Raw genomic sequence first — 22828 nt, 5'->3', positions numbered from 1 at the left:
TTATTTCCAGCCACTATAATTATTTTAGAATAAATCACTAATTATCCAGAAAATACAACCAGGAAAGAGGTACATCATATGGCTAAGAAACGAATCGTAATGGCTCTCGGTCACCGGGCTCTCGGGACCAATCTTCCGGAGCAGAAAGAGGCTGTGGCAAAAACGGCCAGAGTTATCGCGGATTTTATTCAGGAGGGATGGCAGGTGGCGTTAGTCCACAGCAACGCTCCCCAGGTAGGCATGATTCACACCGCTATGAATGAATTTGGCAAACAGCATGAGGGCTACACTTCCGCTCCCATGTCCGTGTGCTCGGCCATGAGCCAGGGATATATCGGATATGATTTGCAGAACGGTATCCGCACGGAGTTAATCAAACGTGGGATATACAAGCCGGTGGCCACGATTCTGACCCAGATGATGGTGGACCCCTATGACGAAGCATTTTACACTCCGGTGAAGCCGGTTGGGCGTTATATGACAGCTGAGGAAGCTAAAGAAGAAGAGGAAAAAGGAAATTATGTGGAGGAAGTGCCGGGTAAGGGCTTCCGCCGCGTGGTGGCTTCCCCGAAGCCGGTGGCTATCGTGGAGATTGACGTGATTAAGGCTGTGCTGGATGCGGACCAGATTGTCATCGCCTGTGGCGGCGGCGGAATTCCGGTGATGGAGCAGGGATATAACTTAAAGGGCGCCAGCGCTGTCATTGAGAAGGACCGGGCGGCCGGACTTCTGGCCAAGGAGATTGATGCCGACGTGCTGATGATTCTCACCAGTGTTGACAATGTGACGCTGAACTATGGCAAGGCTGATGAGAAGCCGATTACCGCCATGAGTCTGGAGGACGCCAAAGCATATATTGAGGAGGGACAGTTTGAGTTCGCCTCCATGCTGCCGAAGATTGAGACCTCCATCGATTTTATCACCCATGGAAATGGGCGGTGCGCCATTATCACCTCCATGGAACAGGCCAAGGCAAGCCTGTCAGGGAAGGCAGGAACGACGATTCGTTAGTCGTTTGTGTTAACCGTATGGCATAAAAAACCCCGGCGTCCGGTATCCGGTCTCTGAAGAGACGATTTACCGGGCGGCGGGGTTTTTGTTATCTTCCCATCTACGCTTCTCCCAGAAGCTCCTTCTGTTTTTTCTTCGAGAGTCCACCCAGAATCAGGTGGTAGGACTTGTCCAGCATGTCCTTTAACACCTCGTCAGGGACGGAGCCCTCGGTCTTGACAGAGTTCCAGTGCTCTTTATTCATATAATAGCCGGGGATGATATCCTCGTACTGCTGTCGAAGAAAATCTCCCTCCACCGGGTTCAGTTTCATCGTGATTAAAAATTCCTTTCCCGTGTCATCCTGGCACACGGCGGCGAACATCTTGTCGCCCAGAAGATATCTGGTCCAGCGCCACTCCTCCTTAAAATCTTTTGTGACTCCCGGTTTTTCCATCAGGTACTTCTCTATCCAGTCGTATTTCATACGTACACTCCTTTTCTAAATGATAATATTTATTATACAGGAGAAAACACGACAGGTGTATGTCATATTAAAAGCAATTTTTTCCATATTTCAGGCAAATTTTCTAAAAATGATTGCTCAACCTCCTGTTATATGGCATTATATTGACAAATATTTGTCAAATAGGATGTTATGACAGAAAAGCACGGACAAACACAGATACCAGGAAAAGAAGGGACGATGTACATGCGTAATGACGACGAACTGATTGGAATGGAGGATGTACAGGCGTTTGAGCTGGAATTATTGCGAAGACGGCGGCGGATGTTCCATTCACAGAGCGACTGGAAATCGGAATCGGGTATTTTATCGGAGCCAATGTTAAAATCAAGAAGCGGTATCCGGATGAAGGCGGAACCGGACACGGCAGGGGCGACATTGGAGACCGCCGCAGTATCGGAAATTGTGGAGGAGCCATCCTCCAGGCAGACGCCAGAACCAGTTCTGGACACCCAGCCGGATTCAGACGCCCCCCAGCCGGCCCCTGACGCCACCCAACTGGCCCCTGACGCAGAACCAGAACCGCCCGTCTGCCCGTCCAGCCGCTACTCTATCCTGTCGGAAAGGCTGATGGATGAACGGCGGTACGCTGATTTGGTGAAATCGGTCAACGATTTACAATTCCGGGAGCAGTTATATGAGGAGTACGGGATTGCACCACAGGACACAACCGAATAGTTTAAAAAAGAAAAACCAGCCGTCGGAACCCCACATTCCGGCGGCTGGAATTTTCTTTCACGTTATCTTATTACTACTCTGCTCTATTTACACATTCTTCACTGTTGCGATATCAATCAGCGTCAATTCCTTCGCCCGGTTCTCCAGACTGGTGGCAAGGGCTGCCGCCGTGTCGAGAGAGGTCAGGACATTCACGCCCGTCTCGATGGCATTTCTCCGGATAATAAAGCCGTCACGGCTTCTGTCCGCGCCCTGTGGCGGGGTGTCGATAACCAGATCAATCTCATGGCCCAGAATCAAATCCAGCAGATTGGGGGATTCCTGCTCAATCTTGTGGACGGCCAGAGCCTTGACGCCGTTGTCATTTAATACCTTGGCGGTGCCTCTGGTGGAGAAAATCTTGTAGCCCACCGCCTGGAATCTTCTGGCAATGTCCACAATCTCCTGCTTATCTTCATCCTTCACGGTGATAATCATGTTCTTGTACTTCGGAAGCTTGATTCCCGCTCCCTCGAATGCCTTGTAAAGCGCCTCGTTGAAGGTCTTCGCAATTCCCAGACACTCGCCGGTGGATTTCATCTCCGGCCCCAGGTTGATATCGGCGCCGCGGATTTTCTCAAAGGAGAATACCGGCATCTTGATAGCGATGTAATCGGCCTCCGGCTGAAGTCCCGGGGTGTAGCCCAGTTCTTTCAGCTTATGTCCGCAGATCACCTGGGTGGCCAGCGGCACAATCGGAATTCCCGTCACCTTGCTGATGTAGGGAACCGTTCTGGAGGAACGCGGGTTGACCTCGATGACATACACATCCTCACCGCTGACGATGAACTGGATGTTAATCATTCCCTTTACATGAAGGGCTCTCGCCAGTCTTCCGGTATAGTCAACCAGCTTCGCCTTGGTGTCATTGGAAATGCTCTGGGCCGGGTACACGGAGATACTGTCGCCGGAGTGAACTCCCGCTCTCTCGATATGCTCCATAATGCCGGGAATCAGGATGTCCTCGCCGTCGCAGACCGCGTCCACCTCAATCTCCTTGCCCACAATATACTTATCTACCAGAATCGGATGGTCCTGGGCAATCTGGTTAATGATGCCGATGAACTCATCAATATCATGGTCGGAAATGGCAATCTGCATGCCCTGTCCGCCCAACACGTAGGAAGGTCTCACCAGCACCGGGTAACCCAGGCGGTTTGCCACTTCCTTGGCCTCCTCGGCGGTGTAAACGGTGTCGCCAGCCGGTCTCGGAATCTGGCACTGCTCCAGAATCGCATCAAACAGCTCTCTGTCCTCCGCCGCGTCCACATCCTCGGCCGCCGTTCCCAGAATCGGCACGCCCATCTTCATCAGGGCTTCCGTCAGCTTGATGGCCGTCTGACCGCCAAACTGCACCACGGCGCCGTCTGGTTTCTCAATGTCCACGATGGACTCCACATCCTCCGGGGTCAGCGGCTCAAAATACAGCTTATCCGCGATATCGAAATCGGTGCTGACCGTCTCCGGGTTATTGTTGATGATGATGGTCTCAAAGCCCTCTTTCTTAAACGCCCAGGTGCTGTGCACGGAGCAGAAATCGAACTCGATACCCTGTCCGATACGGATGGGTCCGGAGCCAAGCACCAGGACTTTCTTCTTATCGTGATTCTCCTCCACCTCGTTAAAACTACCGAAGCAGGAGTAATAGTATGGCGTCTCCGCCGCAAACTCGGCCGCGCAGGTATCCACGATTTTGTATGCCGCCACAATGCCATGTTCTTTCCTCATCTTCTTGATTTCCTCCTCGGAAATGCCGGTGAGTCTGGAAATGACGTTGTCCGGGAACTCGATTCTCTTGGCTTCCTTTAACAGCTCCACAGTCAGCGGGCCGTCCTTCAGCGCCTGCTCCATTTCCACGATGATGGCAAGCTTGTCGATAAACCAGTTATCAATCATGGTGATGTCATGGATGGTCTCATAGGAGATGCCCCGGCGCAGCGCCTCGGCAATGACCCAGATTCTTCTGTCATCCACCTTGGCCAGCTGGGCCAGCAGCTGCTCTTCGTCCAAATCGGTGAAATCGTAGGACATTAAACTGTCCACGTGCTGCTCTAAGGAGCGGATAGCTTTCATCAGACCGCCTTCAAAGTTGGTGCAGATACTCATCACCTCACCGGTAGCCTTCATCTGGGTTCCCAGGGTTCTCTTGGCGCTGATGAATTTATCAAACGGAAGTCTCGGCATCTTGACTACACAGTAGTCTAACATGGGTTCGAAACTTGCATAGGTCTTTTTGGTGACCGCATTCTTAATCTCGTCCAGGGTGTAGCCCAGCGCAATCTTGGCCGCCACCTTGGCAATAGGGTATCCTGTCGCCTTAGAAGCCAGAGCGGAGGAACGGCTCACACGGGGGTTCACCTCGATGACGCAGTACTCAAAGCTGGTCGGGTGAAGGGCGTACTGGACATTGCAGCCGCCGGTGATGCCAAGCTCCGTGATAATGTTCAGCGCGGAGGTACGAAGCATCTGGTACTCCTTGTCGCCCAGCGTCTGGGACGGGGCCACCACGATACTGTCACCGGTGTGCACGCCAACCGGGTCAATATTTTCCATATTACATACGGTGATAACATTTCCAGCGCCGTCACGCATCACCTCGTACTCAATCTCTTTCCAGCCGGCGATACAGCGCTCCACAAGCACCTGGCCGACACGGCTCAAACGGAGACCATTTCCAAGGATTTCCACCAATTCTTCCTGGTTCTTGGCGATACCGCCGCCGCTTCCGCCCAGGGTGTAGGCAGGACGCAGCACAACCGGATAACCGATGGTGTTGGTGAATTCGATACCGTCCTCAATATTTTCCACCACCTTGGAGGGAGCAACCGGCTCGCCGATTTTCTCCATGGTGCTCTTGAATTCCAGGCGGTCCTCCGCCTTCTTGATGGTCTCGGCGGTGGTTCCGATGAGGCGGACGCCGTTTCGTTTCAGGAAACCGGCTTCCTCCAGCTCCATGGCCAGATTCAGTCCCGCCTGGCCGCCCAGGGTCGGGAGAACGCTGTCCGGCTTCTCCTTTAAAATGAGCTGCTCCACCACTTCCAGGGTCAGAGGCTCAATGTAGACCTTGTCCGCGATATCCTTGTCCGTCATGATGGTGGCCGGGTTGGAGTTTAATAAGACAACCTCAATCCCCTCCTCCTTCAGCGAGCGGCAGGCCTGTGTTCCCGCATAGTCGAACTCCGCGGCCTGGCCAATGATGATAGGGCCGGAGCCCAGTACAAGTACTTTTTTAATATCCGGATTCTTCGGCATTATGCATTCACCTCCATCATGTTCAAAAATCGGTCAAATAAGTAGCTGGAATCCTGAGGTCCCGGGCATGCCTCCGGGTGGTACTGCACGGTGAAAATGTTTTTCCCGGTGTATTTCAGTCCCTCGTTGGTGCCGTCATTGACGTTGACAAAGGCCGGAACGGCTACCTTCGGGTCCAGGCTGTCCATGTCCACGGCGTACCCGTGGTTCTGGGAGGAAATGTAGACTCTTCCGGTCTCCAAATCCTTCACCGGATGGTTACCTCCCCTGTGGCCGTATTTCAATTTATAAGTATCGGCTCCCGTTGCCAGCGCCATCAGCTGATGACCGAGACAGATTGCGAAAATCGGGACGTTGGATTCGTAGAGTTTGCGGATTTCGTTGATCACTTCCACATTTTCCTTCGGGTCCCCGGGGCCGTTGGACAGCATGATGCCGTCCGGGTTTGTGTTCAAAATTTCTTCCGCCGTGGTGTGGCTTGGGTAAACCGTCACCTCACAGCCTCTCTCAATCAGGGACTGGGCGATATTGTTCTTGGCGCCAAGGTCCAGAAGGGCAACCCGTCTGCCTCTGCCTGCCTGCGTTTTTAACGGTTCGGTCTTCTCGGCCGTGCGGATGGATTTCACCTCCGCGTCTGCCGCCACCGGTTCCAGCACATAGGGTTCCTTACAGGAGGTCGCCTTCACGACACCGGTTACCACATAGGATTTCATGCGTGCAGTCGCTTCTGCCACGTCAAAATTCTCGTTGGTAGTTATCATGCCGTTCATCGTACCTTTTTCTCTTAATATCTTTGTAAGGGCTCTTGTGTCGATGCCACTGATACCAGGTATATCATTGGTTTCTAAGAAATGCTGGATGGTATCCTCGCTTCTGAAGTTGCTGGGGATTCTGGATAATTCTCTGACTATATAGCCGTCCGGCCAAGGTTTTTTAGACTCCATATCTTCATGACAGATGCCATAATTACCAATCAATGGATAAGTCATAACCACAGCCTGTCCGGCGTAGGACGGGTCGGTTAAAACTTCCAGATACCCGGTCATGGAGGTATTGAACACGATTTCGCTAATGACTTCTCTGGTCGAACCGATGCTTGTTCCTTCGAACACGGTTCCATCTTCCAGTATCAGAAATGCTTTCATACTTGGTACCATTCCTTTCGTTATTTTGCAATGTTCCAGTTGCTGTCTTTGGGGAAATTTACTTTTGCCCAAATTGAATAGATTATACACGATTTGCCGACATATTTCAACTGTTTTCTTCATGTTTTTGTATCCCGGTTACGAATATTTTTTCCCGGAACCGCGCACCCTAACAGGGAGGTGATTATCATGTCATATATAGCGCCGGCCGTACAGGCCAAATTCGAGACCTTATCCATCGATTTGAAAAACCAGATTCTGGAGAAAAATGTACAGATTAACAACATCTATGATTTGATTCAGGTGTTGGAAGAGATTGTGAATGAAGGTTAGGGCCTCATGGAAAACCCCTGCACCGGCGGATGGCCGGCGCGGGGGTTTTTGTGTGTGGGGGAACTTTTTAGTCTCCGCCAGGGCCGTCACGTCTGGGGCGTGAGGATTCCGGCAGGGGTTCTACACTGCTGTTTTTTGTGGAACCGGTTTTGTCTTTATCCGGTTTGTCGCCTCTGTGGCAGCCGCAGCTGTTGGTCTTCTTTTCTTTTTCCATGAGTATCACCTCCATCTCCATGAGTAGTATGTGGAGATAGCGGCATTTTTATTTTAGAAAAGTTTTGTATTGGGTTGGGGAGGAGACAATCCGGGGCCGCATATATAATAGGGAGGTGATGAAAATGCAATCCTGTGAATTTGTACTTAGTATCTCCGCGCTGGCCTGCGCCATCGCCAAAGATAAGACGCCGGAGGAGCTGGCCCTGATGGCCGCCGCCTTCTCCCAGCTTGGCGATACACTGGCCACCATAGCCGCCCAGGATGCCCTGTGCGCCCCGGAAACTGGCGGGGGTGCGAAGCAGCCAGGCGGGGAAGCGCCTATCCATTAGACATTTTTCCCTTCTTATATTACACTCCTTTTGTAACTATTAACCGTAACTCGAAAGGAGCATTTACATGAAAACTGGGGACGCAATTAGAAAGAGAATTACAGAGTTAAGGACAGAAAGAGGGATGAGTGAGTATCGGCTTGCGCGCAAGACACTCCTGGCCCCCTCCACGGTAAAAAGTGTGCTGCAAGGCAAGTCAAGGGCCCCGCAGACCGACACGGTCGCAATCATCTGCGCCGGTCTTGGGATCACAGTGCGGGAATTCTACAATTCCCCCCTGTTCGAAGACCCGGATACGGCTGGGGAGGATGCGTTGGAAAGGGAGTAAAAGGATTTTGAGGGGGGAGGCGGCCGTTGCGGCCGCCTCTCTTCATTACTCTATGTACCAAATCCCCCTCGCACTGTTGTCTCTGGTGTGCCAGCACCGGGTCTACAACCTTAAATGTAATACCACTATATGCCATACGTAATTAATGGCACACACCATCATAAGTGGTTTCTATGGCCTCTCTGTACTTTTCTATACCTGCCTGATTGCGTCTGCCTGCCTCCTTCCCCCATTCTTCTGTACCAGTTAAGTTATCCCCGGTAATCCTCCAATAATCCGCCCTCCAAAGCCTCCTCCCCTTAACTCCTTATTATCACAATAACACTTTCTCGCAAACTATAATTCCTCGTACTTAAAGATAATAAGAACTGCTTTACCTACACCAATAATTCCTTACTTTCATTTTCGATTAAGCTTAATTCACCTTTGTATTTTTCCATTAGCTTCTGTTTAATTTTATTATAATCAAAATTAACGAACTTGTTTATTACCCATGTTATTATTACATTTAATAATGCACTTATTATTGGTATAATCACTCCTAATCGACTAGTTTTTTCCTCTGATACCTCAAACCAAATCCACAAGCATACTCGTACACTTATAGCAAAAAAAACGATTACAATTATTCCAAAAAATAATCCTATTCATCCAAAGCCTTCTAGAAGTTTTCTTTTCTATTTCGTCCATTATCAATTTTCTTTTAATATCTAATTCAGCTAATCTTTTCCCTTTCTCTAAAAAAGTTTTCTCAGCCTCCTCTTTTGCAGCTTGAAACCCCTCATGTTTTCCTTTGCTATATCCATCATCATATTCACTAACTCTTATTTCACTAACAGCTTTATCATATGCATTCCTTATCTCTTTATTTATTTCATAATTTTCATCTTCAGCTATTTTTAATGATGTACAATTACCCTCGCTTAATATATCTATAATACGATCCTGTATCTCTCCATCTTTTGTAATCCTAGTTATTTCATATATAATTTTTTCAGGAGATAAATCAGCCGTATGATTATACCTTAATCTCATAAACTCTACATAAGCTTTATAATCATCTTCCGTCCTCCCCATTAATTTTAAAAGTATTGAATACCATATACTTGGTAAAACTACAAATGGTACTTCCCCTGGGTAGACTCTTTCTGTCCATGCCGCTAAAGCCTGATCTGCTGATACCATATAGTCATTAATTTCCCAAGCAGTTTTGCCACTTCTATTTCTTTCATAAAAGATATGTAATATATTATTAACATCATATTCCACATTTGTCCGATTAACATTAACTTTACGTTTACCATTTAGTTTAAAAACTTCTAAGTCTTCTACATAAGTACCAAAAATATCCTTATCAGTTATGTTATAATTTTGAATTGTAACTTTTGCAAATGGCTCTAATGTCTTTCTTAATTTATCCATCAAATATTGTAAGAACTCGTTCCACTGATTGTATGTTTTATTTTTACCAGCCCACTCATAGTAAATATCATAAAAATCATTGTCATCCTTATTTTCATACAACTTTTTAAGTCGAAGTGGTGAAGCGTTAATAAGTTGCAGTACTGCTTTCATATCATCTACATAATATTTAAAAGAATCAACAAGTTCTTTGTATGTAACATTTGTATAAATTAATTTAATACCTGCTTCTGTACACTTTTTAATAAATTCTTGTGTTGATTCCTGCCTAGATTTATTATTAATCCCCATTAAACGATATATTATATTGGCATCCAAATAAAATTTTTTGCCTTTTAATAATGAAACGAATGAATTTTTATCTTTTTTAGTTGTAAGCCGACAATAATCAACACTGAATGCTATCAATCTAAATAATATTTCATTTTTCTCTTTATTATCCCATTCAAGAAAGTCATTAATAATTTTCCTTTGTTCGTTTGTATATTGTCCATTTTCATTTTGCACTTTATATTTTTCAATTAATTTATTATCCAACAAGTGCAAAAGTCCAATGATATTATTATTCAATAATTCATATAAATAACTACAAATTAATTGAAATATATCTTCATGATTAAAAGAATTTAATTGATACTCCACTAAAAATTTTCCAATAATTCTTTTTATATCATCATCTGAATTTTGAGCTATTTTTTCATAACCCAATTCATCAAGTGAGTACTTATTATTTATGCATGTAACATAATGTTTAGCTAAACAATTATTAAGCGCACTTTCAATCTCGTATTCAGTAAATTCAATGTAACTATTATTTTTGATAATTTCTTTTAAATCTTTAATGGAACGTTGTACCGGACTCCCATTATTATACAAAAAATATAATACAATATTAGCTACATTCTTTGCAAAACTATCATGACTTGTATTTATAACAAGTGCCATTCTTAATATACTTTCATTCACTATAACAATCCTCCTACTATATACTATTTATCATAATAGCATGCTGTTTGCGTTACTTCAAGGTATGATTGTTTATATTCATCAAAAGTCATAATAGCTACTGGAAATTCTTCATTAAATAGAACATGCAAAAGATAAATTGTATATTCTTTTTTTATCTCTTCTTCCATAACAATAATTTTTTCCTTTTTTATAAAATATGTTCATTATTTATGATTATTAATCACAATATCAAAAAATTATTCGTGTATAAATAAAAAAAGCACTCTACCACTAAGATATCCTTCTGAATCTGATAGGTCTAGATGGAGAATCCGAAACCTGTCTGACGGTCTTTGCATTGTGCTGACATACTATCGAAACCAAACTAGCAACCTGACCTTACCAATCTGGCCACTGTCATATTGTTGGGAAGAATACACTTTATGGTTTCATCCATCTGTTACATGGAATCATACTAACACTTAATTCACTGCGTTTCCTAAACGATATCAGATACCTGGTGCGGCTTGACAGGAATTCGTCCAATGAATTCCATTCCTTCCATTTTTATTCTTAGGCAACGTATCCCATTCCGAACATAGCACTGTCCTTGCATATGCTCTTTGGATATATATCATTGTTACAAACTACCCATAACTAAAAATTACTACACATTCTTCAAACATGTCTTTCCGTGACAAATAATTTATAGAAAAGTTACTATAACCAGCGTACTTTCCCAAAAATTTTCTTCACATGCCTGAGCCTCATTCAATCCGTTCAGTTACAATACTTATATCATTTTGAAACTTCTGACATCTGTTTTTCTCCTCTTTCTTCATCAATCTATTTCTTATTACCCTCCTCTTTTCTGATACTATTTGCAAGGATATTCCTTCTTCAATGAGTATTTTTCCAATAGCTGTTCGCAGGCCTTTGTAAAATCTTCATCCCAAACTTTTTTGTTGAATATTCTTTGTATGTAGAGCCTATTCCCTACTCCATATGAATTTCAAGTATATTAATCTCATTGTCATTGCTAGTAAGCAACTGTATTTTGTTATACAAATCCTTGTCCTTCTACTTCGTCGCCTCAGCAATTATATCTTTCTGCTTCTGGACAAATGCCCAAATCTACTTAACCATGCTATACATAAGCTTGTCCTATCTTCCCAAATTCAAATTAACTTGTCCACCATGGCCGCCGCTAGGCGATCCTTCCTATCTGTACATCCCCCAAGGGTTTTAGTATCATACGATTTACTATGTCCACCTTATCTTCTGAAGACCTCTCATCGAGCTTTACTCCTGGACGTTAAGCATAAAAATATTAGTATCTGTAATTTTTTGTACTATCACTACCTCATAATATATATGTAATATTGATTGTACTGGTTTCCTTGATCTTCTTCCCTTCATGTCTTATACTGTAATAAATAAAATAGTACGCATCCGACTGTTCTTTGGATATCCAAAAAGGAGCTTCGCATAATCATAAAAGCAAAGAAAAGGTATGTAACTTGATATTGAATCCCTCTGCCTGGTCTGCCAATAATGAATTTGAGCCCAATGTTGAAATTGCCTTTGCTAACCATTGCATTAAATCTGACGGGACTGTTTCTATGGATTCTATCAATTAGATTTGAACTAGCTTATAACATAGATAAAGTACGGAAATGTTCTCTAGCACCAACCATATAACCGCTTTCGTATAGAAACCACCTATCATATCTCATACTATAAAAGAAAGGAAGTATTCACTATTCCATTATCCTCAAGAGAAAACATATACTTCTGAAGACTACTGGAATCTCCCAGAAGGTGAACGTGCTGAACTGATTGACGGCCAGTTCTACGCCATGGCCCCACCAAGCCGGATTCATCAAAAACTAATTATTCAACTCGGTAAAATGCTAGCCAATTATATTGACAGTCATCATGGAGATTGCGAAGTGTATCCCGCCCCCTTTTCCGTCAATCTGGATGCGGATGACGAGAACTGGGTAGAACCGGATATCAGCGTGATATGCGATAAAACCAAGCTCACAGACAAAGGGTGTAAGGGTGCACCGGACTTCGTGATTGAGATTGCTTCTCCCAGCAGCCGGAAGATGGATTATTCCACCAAGAACGCTCTCTACTCAAATGCCGGTGTCCGAGAATATTGGATTGTTGACACGGAAAAGGAACGTACCACCGTTTATCGATATGAAGAAGATGCTGCGCCTGTTATCTATTTATTTAATCAGGAAATCATGATTGGCATCTATGGCGATTTAACCATTACCATAGCAGATTTATTAGATTAATGTAAAACCGTCACCGTCGTGCTACATTTACTATGGACCGCGGCTATGATGATAATAAGATTTTTCTAAAATAAGATTTTTGAAAGGCGGCCGTTGCGGCCGCCTTTCTCCTCGTCTTTTTTATGTAACACCATGCACAATCAATTATCTTTGCTATCTGATTTCGCACTTTCAATTTCACTCATATACCCCGCAGTAATGATACCAGCCGGAAGTGCCACGATTGCAATTCCAAAGATAGAAGAAACCATAGTAACAATTCTGCCAATGGTTGAAACCGGATAAATATCCCCGTAGCCAACCGTTGTGAGCGATATCGTCGCCCAATAGATTGCATCAAAAAAGGTCTGAAATGAGTCTGGCTCCACATTAAAAATTACTAGAGCGGATATTAAAATATATCCAATTGCTAATACACATACGGCAATCAAAGAATTTTTAGAAGTTTTCAATACTTTGCCTATAATCTCAAAACTTTTAGAATAACGCATTGCCTTAAAAACCCGAACCACTCGCAAAGCCCGTATCATTCTCAGTATTCTCAATAACTTGAATCCGCTGTTTACAATAGTAAGCGATGGCAAAATTGAAATCAAATCCACAATTGCCATAAATGAAAACGGATATCGTAAAAATGATGTTATACTTTTCTTATGATACTTATAATCTGCTGTCATTAATCGAAGCAGATAATCCATAATGAAAATGCTAACGGTAACCTTATCCACAATCTTTAAAAGTAGTACCTCCTGTTTAAACGCCAGGGGTATCAGACTGATAATAATTACAACTATCATAAAATAATCATAAATACTGCTTAGTACATCATCACCCTCTGATTTCTCTATGATTTCGTATATCCGTCTTCTCATCCTTCCCGCCTGTCCCTTCAAATCTTTTGTACTGATTGTACCATTTGAGGCAAAAAAAGAGAAGCCTTTACGACTCCTCCTCTCCATATTTATCCATATCTTTCTCTTTTCTGAACGTATTTGGTCCCATGAATTCTCCGTTATGCCAATATGGATTGAACGTTTCTACATTTTTTGCCTGTTCCTGCAATTCTTTTGTGGATTCTTGTTTTCCTTGTTCCATGATTATCACCTCTAAAGTTAGTATCGGTAGATATCATTGGGAATATTCGTAGAAAAAAAGCACTGACATCACGCCGCCCATCATCATCATTTACCGCGCTATACCAGTTCTGCGATTCTGGTAATTCCTACATAAATGTGGGAAATCTTATACCAGGTGGCAAAGTCGATCACACCGGTCTGTGGCAGTCCAAAGATGTTCTGGAATTCTCTGACAGCGGCGGCCGTATCCGGGCCGTAAAAACCGTCCACTGCGATTCTTGGAATTGCACTGTACACCGTGGCAATAGTATCCAGCTGCTCCTGCACCTGCTGCACCTTTTGCCCCGAAGCCCCAATCGTCAAATCATACCCAGGCCAAGACGCCGGGATACCGGATATCTGCTCCGCGGTGTTAATATACATATCGGAGCCATAGAAATGGCGCAGAATTTCAATCGGACTATATCCCCGTTCCCCAAGAGAACAAGAACCCCACTGTGTCATCCAGTTCGGACAAGTAACTTTGCGCCCGTCACAGTACTGGGTCAAAATCGGCTGTTTCACCTCCGGCCTTGACAAATAATTATCAAATATCTCATCCACCACTTCCGAGATACTGTCAAAAATATTTCTCCCATAAATCCACTTATGGTCAAACGCCGTGGACGACGTAATCGTAAAATCATACCCCTGGTTCCGGTACCACTCCGTATACACCCGGTTCAGGGTAAATGACATAATCGCCAGCACATTGGCCGTAATCGTCGACCTAGGCCAGGTGGCATAGATCTCGCTGGACGCCACATTTTTGATGTAATCCCGGTACGGCACATAATAGTTGGAAGCCGTCGGGTCCGTCGGCACACCGTCGTGGACCACCACCGTCTGCGGCACCACCACGCGGCTCAGAACAATCTCCCCGCTCTCACCCACCGGTTTTATCTCCGACTCCGCAATCTTCGGCGGGTAATTCCCGTACAAGGTGTGGTCCGGAATCACAATGGGGTTCTCCGTCGGCTGGTTATCCTCATCCGGCTCCATCGCCACCGGTTGGATGGCCGTGGCGTCCGGCAGCACCTCCGTGCCGGATATCTCCACAGGCTTATACCCAGGCGCCGTCACCAGCAAATTGTACTCCGAATAAGGCTGCTCGATTCCCGGCGTCAGACTCAGTTCCAGCGGCGGAGCATCCAGAGAGACCTGCTCGGTCTGGCCGGAGGAGTTGGTGGATACCTGCTCCACGGTGCTGTCCGGATTCCCCTTGTAGGTGATTCGGACGTTTGCATTCTGGATTGGAAAATTATTTACAATTGATACTACATTTACCTGAAGAAGACCCTGCGCCACGTTGTCGGTTGCCATTGCGGAAAGCGTTTTTTTCATAAAATGCCCCTTTTTTACATGATTACTATTAATATATAGGGCTGGCGTGAAAAAATGACGTCTTTTTCGTAAGTTTTATAAAAGTCCGTTCACTTCCTCCAGGCTTCTGATTCGATAATCCGCCAAAGACTGGTCAAAATGGAACCTCTCGTCAATGAGGGCGGCCACCGTCATGCCGGCTCTGGAAGCGGCGGTAACGCCGTAGGTGGAGTCCTCCACCACAAAGCATTCTTCCTCCTTCACCCCAAGCTTTCCGGCCGTATAGTGATAGATCTCCGGGTCCGGTTTACTCCGCTTAAACATGGCGCCGGTGACCACCACCTCAAAGTAATCGGCAATCTCATTTTCCCTCAAAACCCGCTCGATAATGTCCATCTGGGTGGAGGACGCCAGCGCCAGCCGATATCCTCTCTCCTTCAACTCCTCCAGCAGAGTCCTGGCCTCCGGCCGGAAAATCTTCCGATAATCCATCAGCGGGAACACATCAATCTGGCGGAATTCATCACGAAGCTCCTGCCAGCTCTGTCCATTGTCAATCGCCCGCGCCATACACCCCCAGGCGTCCTCACGCGAGGAACCTATCATCCCGTAGAGGTCCTCCAGCTTTACGTTTGGATTCTTAGTCTTCGCAAACTCCAAGTCGAACTGGAGGTATACCGGCTCACTGTCGATAAGCACTCCATCCATGTCAAATATCACTGCTTTTATCATGTCTCTTTCTCCTGACTGTAAAAAATACAGGCTCACATTCCTGTCAACCAAAAAGTGCCCGGGGGGATCATTTCCCCTCAGGCACTAATTATACCGTATCTCTCTCATATTCACAATTAATTCATGATGAATATGGAAAAATTTAAGTACGCGGCAAATATACACCATATCAGATAAGGAATCTGTAAATAAGCAGCCAGAGGACTGATACTGTAAAACTGCCATATCATAATCATGATAATAAGAATCAACGCGATGAGCCAGATAAAAGCAAACAGGTAAAGCCCCATTCCAAAGAAAATAATACTCCAGCAAAAGTTAAAAAATAATTGAATGGCATAGACCAGCAGGGCTTTGGATTTATTGGCGCTGTTGGAGGAGTATACAATATACGAGGAAATTCCCATCAGTATGTAAAGTAGTGTCCAGACAATCGGAAAAATAAATCCCGGCGGACTTAAGGCAGGTTTATTTAGCACTGCGTATGATGACATATTTCCGCTAAATAGTGCAGATACGGAACCAACCGCTAACGGGATGAGGATTGATATCAGAAGCGCGCTTTTATTTTGTATTTTCATATACTCATATACCTGTTACTAATGTTAGTACATTCTATGTCATGAAATGATTCATTATGATTTATGATTTTCAGGAGCACAGCAAAAACAGCATCTAATTTTCCTGTTGCAAATTAGATACTGTCTTTATTGACTGCTTATGGAAAACGGTTCCTACAAAACCGCCGGCGACCTCACCATAAATGTATTATACCCGTACTCTCTCAAATCCCGCTCCATCTGCGCCGCATTGTCAATATTCAAAAATGCGCCGACCCGGACCTTATAAAGCCCATCCTCATACACCACAAATGCAGGAAATCCCTGGGCTTCCAATCTTCCGGCCTGACGCTCGGCCAGTGCCTGGTTCTGATAGGCTCCAATCTGAATCTGGAAATACTGCGGCTGCGCCTCCTGCTCCTGCTCGATGGTATTTAAAATCCCCTGGGCGATGGCCTCCGCAATGGCCTCAAAATTGTCATCGAAGAACCGGTTGTCTGCCTCATTGTCGATAAACCCGGCTTCCACCAGCACCGCCGGCATTTCCGTCCGGCGAAGCACCACCAGCCCCGGCCGCTCAATCACGCCCAAATCCAGGAACCCAACGTCCCGAAGCTGCTCGTTAATATTTCTGGCCATCAGAGCCGGCACGCCACTGTCCTCATACACCAGCGTCTCCGAGCCCGAAGCCGTGTTGGGTGTGGGCATGGCATTGCGGTGAAGCGACACAAAGTAATCCGCCCCCGAATTGTTGGCAATCATCGCTTTTTCAAACGGCGTGTCATAGGTGTCGTCCACCCTGGTATACACCACGTCCACGCCGTCCTCACTCAGTATCTGCCCCACCGCCAGCGCCAGCCTAAGCACATCGTCCTTCTCTCTCCTGCCATAATATACCGCCCCCGGGTCCTGCGTTCCGCCGTGGCCGGCATCTATCACCACTCTCACTCTCTCCGCCAAAAGAAAAACTCCCTTCACATACGTCTGTATTACCAGGATATGTGAAAAACAGGGAAAAGTTGCTTATTTTAGGCTATCTCCAGTTATTTCTTCAATGCCTTCATTCTCTCCACAGCCATCACCGTATTCTCATAGGTTCCAAACCCAGTCAGCCGGAAATACCCCTCGCCGCTTGGCCCGAAGCCGCTGCCTGGGGTTCCTACCACGTTGGCTTCCTCTAACAGATAGTCGAAGAAGTCCCAGGACGTCATCCCCTCCGGCACCTTCAGCCAGGCATAGGGGGAATTCACCGCCCCGTATACCTGATACCCGGCTTCCTTCAGTCCGTCGTAGATGGCCTTCGCATTTCTCATATAGTAGGCCACCTGCTCTTTTATCTCCGCTTTTCCCTCCTGGGAGTAGACAGCCATGGCCGCTTTCTGGGTAACGTAGGGCGCTCCGTTGAACTTGGTTCCGTGGCGTCTGGCCCAGAGGCTGTGCACTGTCACGTCCCCGCATTTCAAGTCCTTTGGCACCACCGTGAATCCAAGACGAACTCCGGTAAAGCCGGCATTTTTTGAATAGGAGCGGAACTCGATGGCGCAGGTTCTGGCCCCCTCTATCTCGTAGATGCTGTGAGGCACGTTCTCCTCGGTAATGTAGGCTTCATAGGCCGCGTCATACAAAATCACGGCCCCCACCCGGTTGGCGTAGTCCACCCAGATCTTCAGCTGCTCTCTCGTCAGCGTCGTTCCCGTCGGGTTGTTGGGAATGCAAAGGTAAATCAAATCCGGCGTCTCCTTCGGAAGCTCCGGCACAAACTGATTTTCTGCGGTACAGGGCATGTAAATCACATTGCTCCAGGTCCCGGACTCCTCATCGTACTCGCCGGTTCTACCTGCCATCACGTTGGAATCCACATATACCGGATAGACCGGATCGCAGACCGCGATTTTGCTGTCCGCCGCGAATATCTCCTGAATGTTGCCGCAGTCACATTTGGCGCCGTCTGAGACGAAAATCTCATCCGCCGAAATTTCACAGCCTCTCGCCTGGTAATCCTGCTTCGCAATCTCCTCCCTCAAAAAGGCGTAGCCCAAATCAGGCGCGTAGCCGTGGAAGGTGGCGGCATTTCCCATCTCGTCCACCGCCTCATGCATGGCTTTGATAATCGCCGGGGCGATAGGCTGGGTCACATCGCCGATGCCAAGGCGGATAATCGTCCTGTCCGTATTGGCCTCCGTGTAAGCGTTCACCTTTTTCGCAATCGTGGAAAACAGGTAGCTTCCCGGCAGCTTCAGATAATTTTTATTCACTTGAAACATGGTCTCTCTCCTTTTACTTGTGCTGTCACTCACTGGTGTCTGTCATCTATCAATCTGTATCTATGCCTGTATCTCTCTATCTGCACCCCTATCCTTATATCTCAATCTCCCCATGGAACACCTCCACCGCCGGCCCCGTCATAAAGATGTGGTTACTCTCCTCATCCCAGCGGATTACCAGCTTTCCGCCGCGAAGGAACACTTCCACTTCCCTGTCCGTATATCCCATCAGGATGGACGCCGTCACACTGGCCGATGCGCCGGTCCCGCAGGCCCAGGTCTCCCCGCTGCCCCGCTCCCACACGCGCATGCGGATATGGCTTCTATCTACCAGCTGGATGAATTCCGTGTTGGTCCGCTCCGGAAAACGCGCATGATGCTCAAATGCCGGCCCAATCTTCTCCAAATCCAGTCCGTCAATCTCCTCCATAAAGTACACCGCATGAGGATTTCCCATGGAAATGCCGACGAATTCATAGTCCACGCCGTCCACCGTAATCGGCTCCGGAAGCTTGGAGGTCAGTTCCGGCTCTCCCATATCCACCGTGACCGACACAACCTCACTGCCCTTCACATCCAGTTCCAGAAAACGCAGCCCGCTCTTCGTCTCCACAGAGATTGACGTTTTTTTCACAATTCCGTGTTCATACACATATTTCCCCACACAGCGGATGGCGTTGCCGCACATGGCCCCCTCGGAGCCGTCCGCATTGAACATCTGCATCCGGCAGTCCGCCACTTCGGACGGTTTTATCAGTATCAGCCCGTCGGAGCCGATGCCAAAATGCCTGTCGCTGATTCGTCTGGATACCTCCTCCGGACAGGATACCGTTTCCTCAAAACAATTCACATAAACATAATCATTGCCAATTCCATGCATTTTCGTAAATTTCATTTGCCCTTCCCCTTATTCTTCCCCTGAATTTCGTAACCATATACGATATTTTACAAATGAATGAGACTCATAACCATCTGGGCTGTCTCCACCATGTTGGTTCCGCTGTCCATGCTGCATTTCTGGATATACCGGTGGGCTTCCGTCTCCGTCATGTTGTTCCGCTCCATCAGAAGCTCCTTGGCCCGGGTGATCAGCTGCCGCTCCTCCTCGTCCCGCTCCCTGGGCTTTTGCCGGTCCTTCTTTTTGCGTTTCGTCTGGGCCTGCGTCATCATTTCCAGGGTGTTTATCAAATCGTGGACCTTCAAAGGCATGGGCAGGTAGACCAAATCCCCCGGCAGGCCGCCGGAAAATCTGGCCGGGGACGCCACCAGCAGCATCTCAAATCCCGCCGGCAGACATTCCCGGAGTTCCCGGTATAGCATATCCTCAAACCGGTAGCCGCTGACCAGAATTCCGCCATTCAAACCGTCCATACAGTTGAGCGCCTGGGCGCCAGAGGTACAGACAGCGACAACTGAAAATCCATTCCGCATCAAAATATTTTTTATGCTTTTCGCGTCCTCCGGTTTGGAAAACGCAACGATTACATTGGTCACATATCTCACCTCCCAATCATCGGATTTGTGTAGCTATCCGTTTTACGAAGCCTAGAACTTATAGAGGTATTCCCCAATCTCCCAGTCGGTCACCTGGGCGCGGAACTCTCCCCACTCTTCCTTCTTCGCCTCCAGATATTTGGTGTAGATATGATTGCCCAAAACACCCATCAAAAATTCATCGCCCTCAAACGCCTCGATGGCCTCGCCCAGGGTCTTTGGCAGCTGGCTGATGCCAAGCTCCTTCCACTCCCTCTCATCCATGGACGATACATTGACGCTCAACGCCTTCGGCGGCACCATGTTCTTCTTAATCCCGTCCAAACCGGCGGCCAGGCAGGCAGCCAGCGCCAGGTATGGATTCACCGCCGAATCCGGAGAGCGCAGCTCGATGCGGGTGCTCTCCCCTCTGGACGACGGAATCCGGATTAACTGTCCCCGCTTCGCCGCCGGCGACCAGCCGATGTAGGTAGGCGCGTCATACCCCGGAATCAACCGCTTGTAGGAGTTGACAATGGGGTTGGTGAGGATGGTCATATTTCTGATGTGAGCAAGAATACCGGCCATAAACTGGTACGCCGTCTCACTCAGCCCCAGCTCGTCGCTGGTGTCGGCAAATACATTTTTTCCGTTTTTGTCCTCCAGGGACATGTTGATATGCATCCCGGAGCCATTGACCCCCGCCTTGGGCTTAGGCATAAACGTGGCGTGAAGACCGTGACGCTTGGCAATGGTTTTCACCGCCATCTTAAACGTCAAAATGTTGTCGGCCGCCACAAGACCTTTGGCGTACTTAAAATCCACCTCATGCTGGGCCGGCGCAATCTCATGGTGGGAGGACTCGATTTCAAATCCCATCTCCTCCAGATTCAGCACGATATCCCGGCGCACATTTTCCGCCAAATCAATGGGACCCACGTCAAAATATCCCGCCATCTCATGGGTGGTCGTGGTCGGTCTCCCCTCCTCGTCGGTGTGGAACAGAAAGAACTCGCACTCCGGCCCCACATTGAACCGGTACCCCATATCCTCCGCCTCTTTTAAGACCTTTTTCAGCACATATCTGGGGTCTCCCTCAAAGGGCGTGTTGTCCGAGCAGTAGACATCGCACATCAGCCTTGCCACCTTGCCCTGCTGGGGGCGCCACGGAAATATCTCAAAGGTGTCCAAATCCGGGTACAGATACATATCCGTCTCCTCCGCCCGCACAAAGCCCTCGATGGCGGAGCCGTCAAACATGCAGCGGTTATCCAGCGCTTTTTCCAGCTGGCTGAAGGTAATCGCCACATTCTTCAGCATTCCGAAAATGTCTGTGAACTGAAGTCTGATAAACTCCACATCCTCCTCTTCCACCAGGCGGATAATGTCTTCTTTGCTGTATTTGCTCATCACTTTCTCATTCCTTTCTTTTGCCAACAGGTAAGAATTTTCTCAAACAAAAGAGGGCATCAAGAAGGCCATGTGACTATCATGACCTTCGTGCAACGCCCTCGTTCCATGTGTAAAATATAACAGTTACATCCTCATTTGTCAACGATTTCTCTCGTATTTCCAAAAGAAAATGAAGCACTACTTCCTATAATTAAGCGCCCGGATGGCATTCAGAATCGCCAGCACGGAAACGCCCACGTCGGCAAATACCGCCGCCCACATGGAAGCCTGACCGGCCGCCACCAGAATCAGAACCAGAATCTTCACACCGATGGCGAAGATAATATTCTGTTTCACAATCCCCATGGTCTTTCTGGCAATCTGGATTCCATCCACAATCTTGGATGGCTCATCCGTCATAATCACCACGTCAGCCGCTTCCACCGCCGCGTCGGAGCCGATACCGCCCATGGCGATACCAACGTCAGCCCTTGCCAGCACCGGCGCGTCGTTGATGCCGTCGCCCACAAATCCCAATGTTTTCTCCTCCGGCTTCGCCGCCAGAAGTTCCTCCACCTTGTGGACCTTGTCGCCGGGCAGAAGTCCGCCGAAGGACTTGTCGAGTCCCAGCTTCTCCGCCACAGCCCTGCCGACCTCTTCCTTGTCGCCGGTCAGCATCACCAGGTTTCTCACGCCCTCTTTCCGCAACCCCTGAAGCGCCGCCGGAACATCCTCACGGATGGTGTCGGAAATGATGATGGTACCCATAAAGCTGCCATCTTTGGCCAGATGCAGGGTGGTGCCCATCTTGACATCCTGCTTCGGAATCGTGACGTTCTGCTGGGCCATCAGTTTTTCATTGCCGATATAGATATCCGCCGGGCCGTCCTTCAGCTTCAACACCGCATGGATGCCATGGCCTGCAATCTCCTCCACCGATTCAATGAGATTCTGGTCCACTTCCTTCCCATAGGCCTCCTTCACGGATAGGGCGATAGGATGGTTGGAATGGAATTCACTGTACGCCGCCAGTTTTAGCAGTTCCTCTTTTGTGCCATGATCCGATGCGCCTTGGTCCTGTCTGCCATCGTTGTGGCTCCCGCCAGCCAGCATAACCTCCGCCACCTGGAATTTACCGGTGGTCAGTGTTCCCGTCTTGTCAAATACAACTGTATCCAGGTTGGCTACCGCCTCCAGATAGTTGCTTCCCTTCATCAGGATTCCCTGCTTGGAAGCCGCCCCCAGACCGCCGAAGAAGCTGAGTGGCACGGAAATCACCAGCGCACAGGGACAGGATACCACCAAAAAGCTGCATGCCCGGTATACCCAGATAGACCACGGCTGCCCGGTCAGAAGTGGCGGCACAATGGCAAGCAGCAGTGCCAGCCCCACAACGATCGGGGTAGTAAACCCTGGCAAACTTGGTAATGAAATTCTCTGCCTTCGCCTTCTTC

Annotated in this window: 22 protein-coding genes and 1 pseudogene; 6 read left to right on the top strand and 17 right to left on the bottom strand. The window is 47.5% G+C overall.

The window, feature by feature from the left end:
• Positions 1–78: 78 nt before the first annotated feature.
• Positions 79–1011 (top strand): carbamate kinase, encoded by a 933-nt coding sequence (arcC, locus tag HMPREF9473_RS07710; RefSeq protein WP_006779521.1) that lies wholly within the window; start codon positions 79–81, stop codon positions 1009–1011.
• A 100-nt stretch (positions 1012–1111) separates the two neighbouring features.
• On the opposite strand, the gene HMPREF9473_RS07705 is transcribed toward arcC, so the two are convergent.
• Complete coding sequence (locus HMPREF9473_RS07705) at positions 1112–1477, bottom strand: MmcQ/YjbR family DNA-binding protein (RefSeq protein ID WP_006779520.1); 366 nt, start codon at positions 1475–1477, stop codon at positions 1112–1114.
• A 219-nt stretch (positions 1478–1696) separates the two neighbouring features.
• On the opposite strand from HMPREF9473_RS07705, the gene HMPREF9473_RS07700 reads away from it, so the two are divergent.
• On the top strand, positions 1697–2194 hold the full coding sequence (locus tag HMPREF9473_RS07700) for a hypothetical protein (protein WP_034858105.1): 498 nt from the start codon (positions 1697–1699) through the stop codon (positions 2192–2194).
• 87 nt (positions 2195–2281) lie between these two features.
• On the opposite strand, the gene carB is transcribed toward HMPREF9473_RS07700, so the two are convergent.
• Complete coding sequence (carB, locus tag HMPREF9473_RS07695) at positions 2282–5485, bottom strand: carbamoyl-phosphate synthase large subunit (RefSeq protein ID WP_006779518.1); 3204 nt, start codon at positions 5483–5485, stop codon at positions 2282–2284.
• Positions 5485–6630 (bottom strand): carbamoyl phosphate synthase small subunit, encoded by a 1146-nt coding sequence (locus HMPREF9473_RS07690; RefSeq protein WP_006779517.1) that lies wholly within the window; start codon positions 6628–6630, stop codon positions 5485–5487. Before HMPREF9473_RS07690 ends, carB begins: the two co-directional genes overlap by 1 nt.
• 189 nt (positions 6631–6819) lie before the next feature.
• Here HMPREF9473_RS07690 and HMPREF9473_RS27285 point away from each other — a divergent pair, with 189 nt between their 5' ends.
• Positions 6820–6963, top strand: coding sequence for a hypothetical protein (locus tag HMPREF9473_RS27285; RefSeq protein ID WP_006779516.1), 144 nt, complete (start codon positions 6820–6822; stop codon positions 6961–6963).
• 67 nt (positions 6964–7030) lie between these two features.
• On the opposite strand, the gene HMPREF9473_RS27595 is transcribed toward HMPREF9473_RS27285, so the two are convergent.
• Positions 7031–7177 carry a hypothetical protein gene (locus tag HMPREF9473_RS27595; RefSeq protein WP_175422917.1) on the bottom strand — a complete coding sequence of 49 codons (147 nt, stop codon included), beginning with the start codon at positions 7175–7177 and terminating at the stop codon, positions 7031–7033.
• Between the two features lie 124 nt (positions 7178–7301).
• Between HMPREF9473_RS27595 and HMPREF9473_RS07680 the strand changes: the two genes are divergently transcribed.
• Both HMPREF9473_RS07680 and HMPREF9473_RS07675 read left to right on the top strand, forming a co-directional pair.
• Positions 7302–7508 carry a DUF6774 domain-containing protein gene (locus tag HMPREF9473_RS07680; RefSeq protein WP_006779515.1) on the top strand — a complete coding sequence of 69 codons (207 nt, stop codon included), beginning with the start codon at positions 7302–7304 and terminating at the stop codon, positions 7506–7508.
• Between the two features lie 67 nt (positions 7509–7575).
• Positions 7576–7836, top strand: coding sequence for a helix-turn-helix domain-containing protein (locus HMPREF9473_RS07675; RefSeq protein ID WP_006779514.1), 261 nt, complete (start codon positions 7576–7578; stop codon positions 7834–7836).
• A 570-nt stretch (positions 7837–8406) separates the two neighbouring features.
• Here the strand turns inward: HMPREF9473_RS07675 and HMPREF9473_RS07670 are convergent.
• Positions 8407–10224, bottom strand: coding sequence for a hypothetical protein (locus tag HMPREF9473_RS07670; RefSeq protein ID WP_006779513.1), 1818 nt, complete (start codon positions 10222–10224; stop codon positions 8407–8409).
• A gap of 23 nt (positions 10225–10247) precedes the next feature.
• A complete protein-coding gene (locus tag HMPREF9473_RS27280; RefSeq protein ID WP_157140204.1) occupies positions 10248–10394 on the bottom strand; it encodes a hypothetical protein in 147 nt (48 codons plus the stop codon).
• 1551 nt (positions 10395–11945) lie between these two features.
• Between HMPREF9473_RS27280 and HMPREF9473_RS07665 the strand changes: the two genes are divergently transcribed.
• The gene (locus HMPREF9473_RS07665) at positions 11946–12515 is read left to right on the top strand and encodes a Uma2 family endonuclease (RefSeq protein WP_034858102.1); all 570 of its coding nucleotides are present in this window, start codon (positions 11946–11948) and stop codon (positions 12513–12515) included.
• Between the two features lie 140 nt (positions 12516–12655).
• Here HMPREF9473_RS07665 and HMPREF9473_RS07660 read toward each other — a convergent pair whose 3' ends face one another.
• The 11 genes and pseudogenes from HMPREF9473_RS07660 to HMPREF9473_RS07615 all read right to left on the bottom strand — a co-directional run.
• Positions 12656–13474, bottom strand: a complete 819-nt coding sequence (locus tag HMPREF9473_RS07660; RefSeq protein ID WP_242830788.1) for an ion transporter — start codon at positions 13472–13474, stop codon at positions 12656–12658.
• Positions 13455–13610, bottom strand: coding sequence for a hypothetical protein (locus tag HMPREF9473_RS27590; RefSeq protein WP_175422916.1), 156 nt, complete (start codon positions 13608–13610; stop codon positions 13455–13457). Before HMPREF9473_RS27590 ends, HMPREF9473_RS07660 begins: the two co-directional genes overlap by 20 nt.
• Positions 13611–13708: 98 nt before the next feature.
• Positions 13709–14974: a peptidoglycan-binding protein gene (locus HMPREF9473_RS07655; protein WP_006779510.1), complete on the bottom strand. Its 1266-nt coding sequence runs from the start codon at positions 14972–14974 to the stop codon at positions 13709–13711.
• 75 nt (positions 14975–15049) lie between these two features.
• Positions 15050–15685: an HAD family hydrolase gene (locus tag HMPREF9473_RS07650; RefSeq protein WP_006779509.1), complete on the bottom strand. Its 636-nt coding sequence runs from the start codon at positions 15683–15685 to the stop codon at positions 15050–15052.
• A gap of 116 nt (positions 15686–15801) precedes the next feature.
• A complete protein-coding gene (locus HMPREF9473_RS07645; RefSeq protein WP_006779508.1) occupies positions 15802–16266 on the bottom strand; it encodes a TspO/MBR family protein in 465 nt (154 codons plus the stop codon).
• Positions 16267–16419: 153 nt separating this feature from the next.
• Positions 16420–17205, bottom strand: a complete 786-nt coding sequence (locus HMPREF9473_RS07640) for an N-acetylmuramoyl-L-alanine amidase (protein ID WP_006779507.1) — start codon at positions 17203–17205, stop codon at positions 16420–16422.
• A gap of 83 nt (positions 17206–17288) precedes the next feature.
• The gene (locus HMPREF9473_RS07635; protein ID WP_006779506.1) at positions 17289–18509 is read right to left on the bottom strand and encodes an LL-diaminopimelate aminotransferase; all 1221 of its coding nucleotides are present in this window, start codon (positions 18507–18509) and stop codon (positions 17289–17291) included.
• Positions 18510–18603: 94 nt separating this feature from the next.
• On the bottom strand, positions 18604–19404 hold the full coding sequence (gene dapF, locus HMPREF9473_RS07630; RefSeq protein WP_006779505.1) for a diaminopimelate epimerase: 801 nt from the start codon (positions 19402–19404) through the stop codon (positions 18604–18606).
• A gap of 50 nt (positions 19405–19454) precedes the next feature.
• Positions 19455–20003, bottom strand: coding sequence for an ANTAR domain-containing response regulator (locus tag HMPREF9473_RS07625; RefSeq protein ID WP_006779504.1), 549 nt, complete (start codon positions 20001–20003; stop codon positions 19455–19457).
• Between the two features lie 51 nt (positions 20004–20054).
• Positions 20055–21392, bottom strand: a complete 1338-nt coding sequence (gene glnA, locus HMPREF9473_RS07620; protein WP_006779503.1) for a type I glutamate--ammonia ligase — start codon at positions 21390–21392, stop codon at positions 20055–20057.
• 180 nt (positions 21393–21572) lie between these two features.
• Positions 21573–22828, bottom strand: a pseudogene (locus tag HMPREF9473_RS07615) (heavy metal translocating P-type ATPase); the annotation flags it as partial.

It is taken from the genome of Hungatella hathewayi WAL-18680 (assembly GCF_000235505.1).
GTDB classification, from domain to species: Bacteria; Bacillota; Clostridia; order Lachnospirales; family Lachnospiraceae; genus Hungatella_A; species Hungatella_A hathewayi_A.
This window is presented reverse-complemented; position numbering and strand designations above follow the sequence as displayed.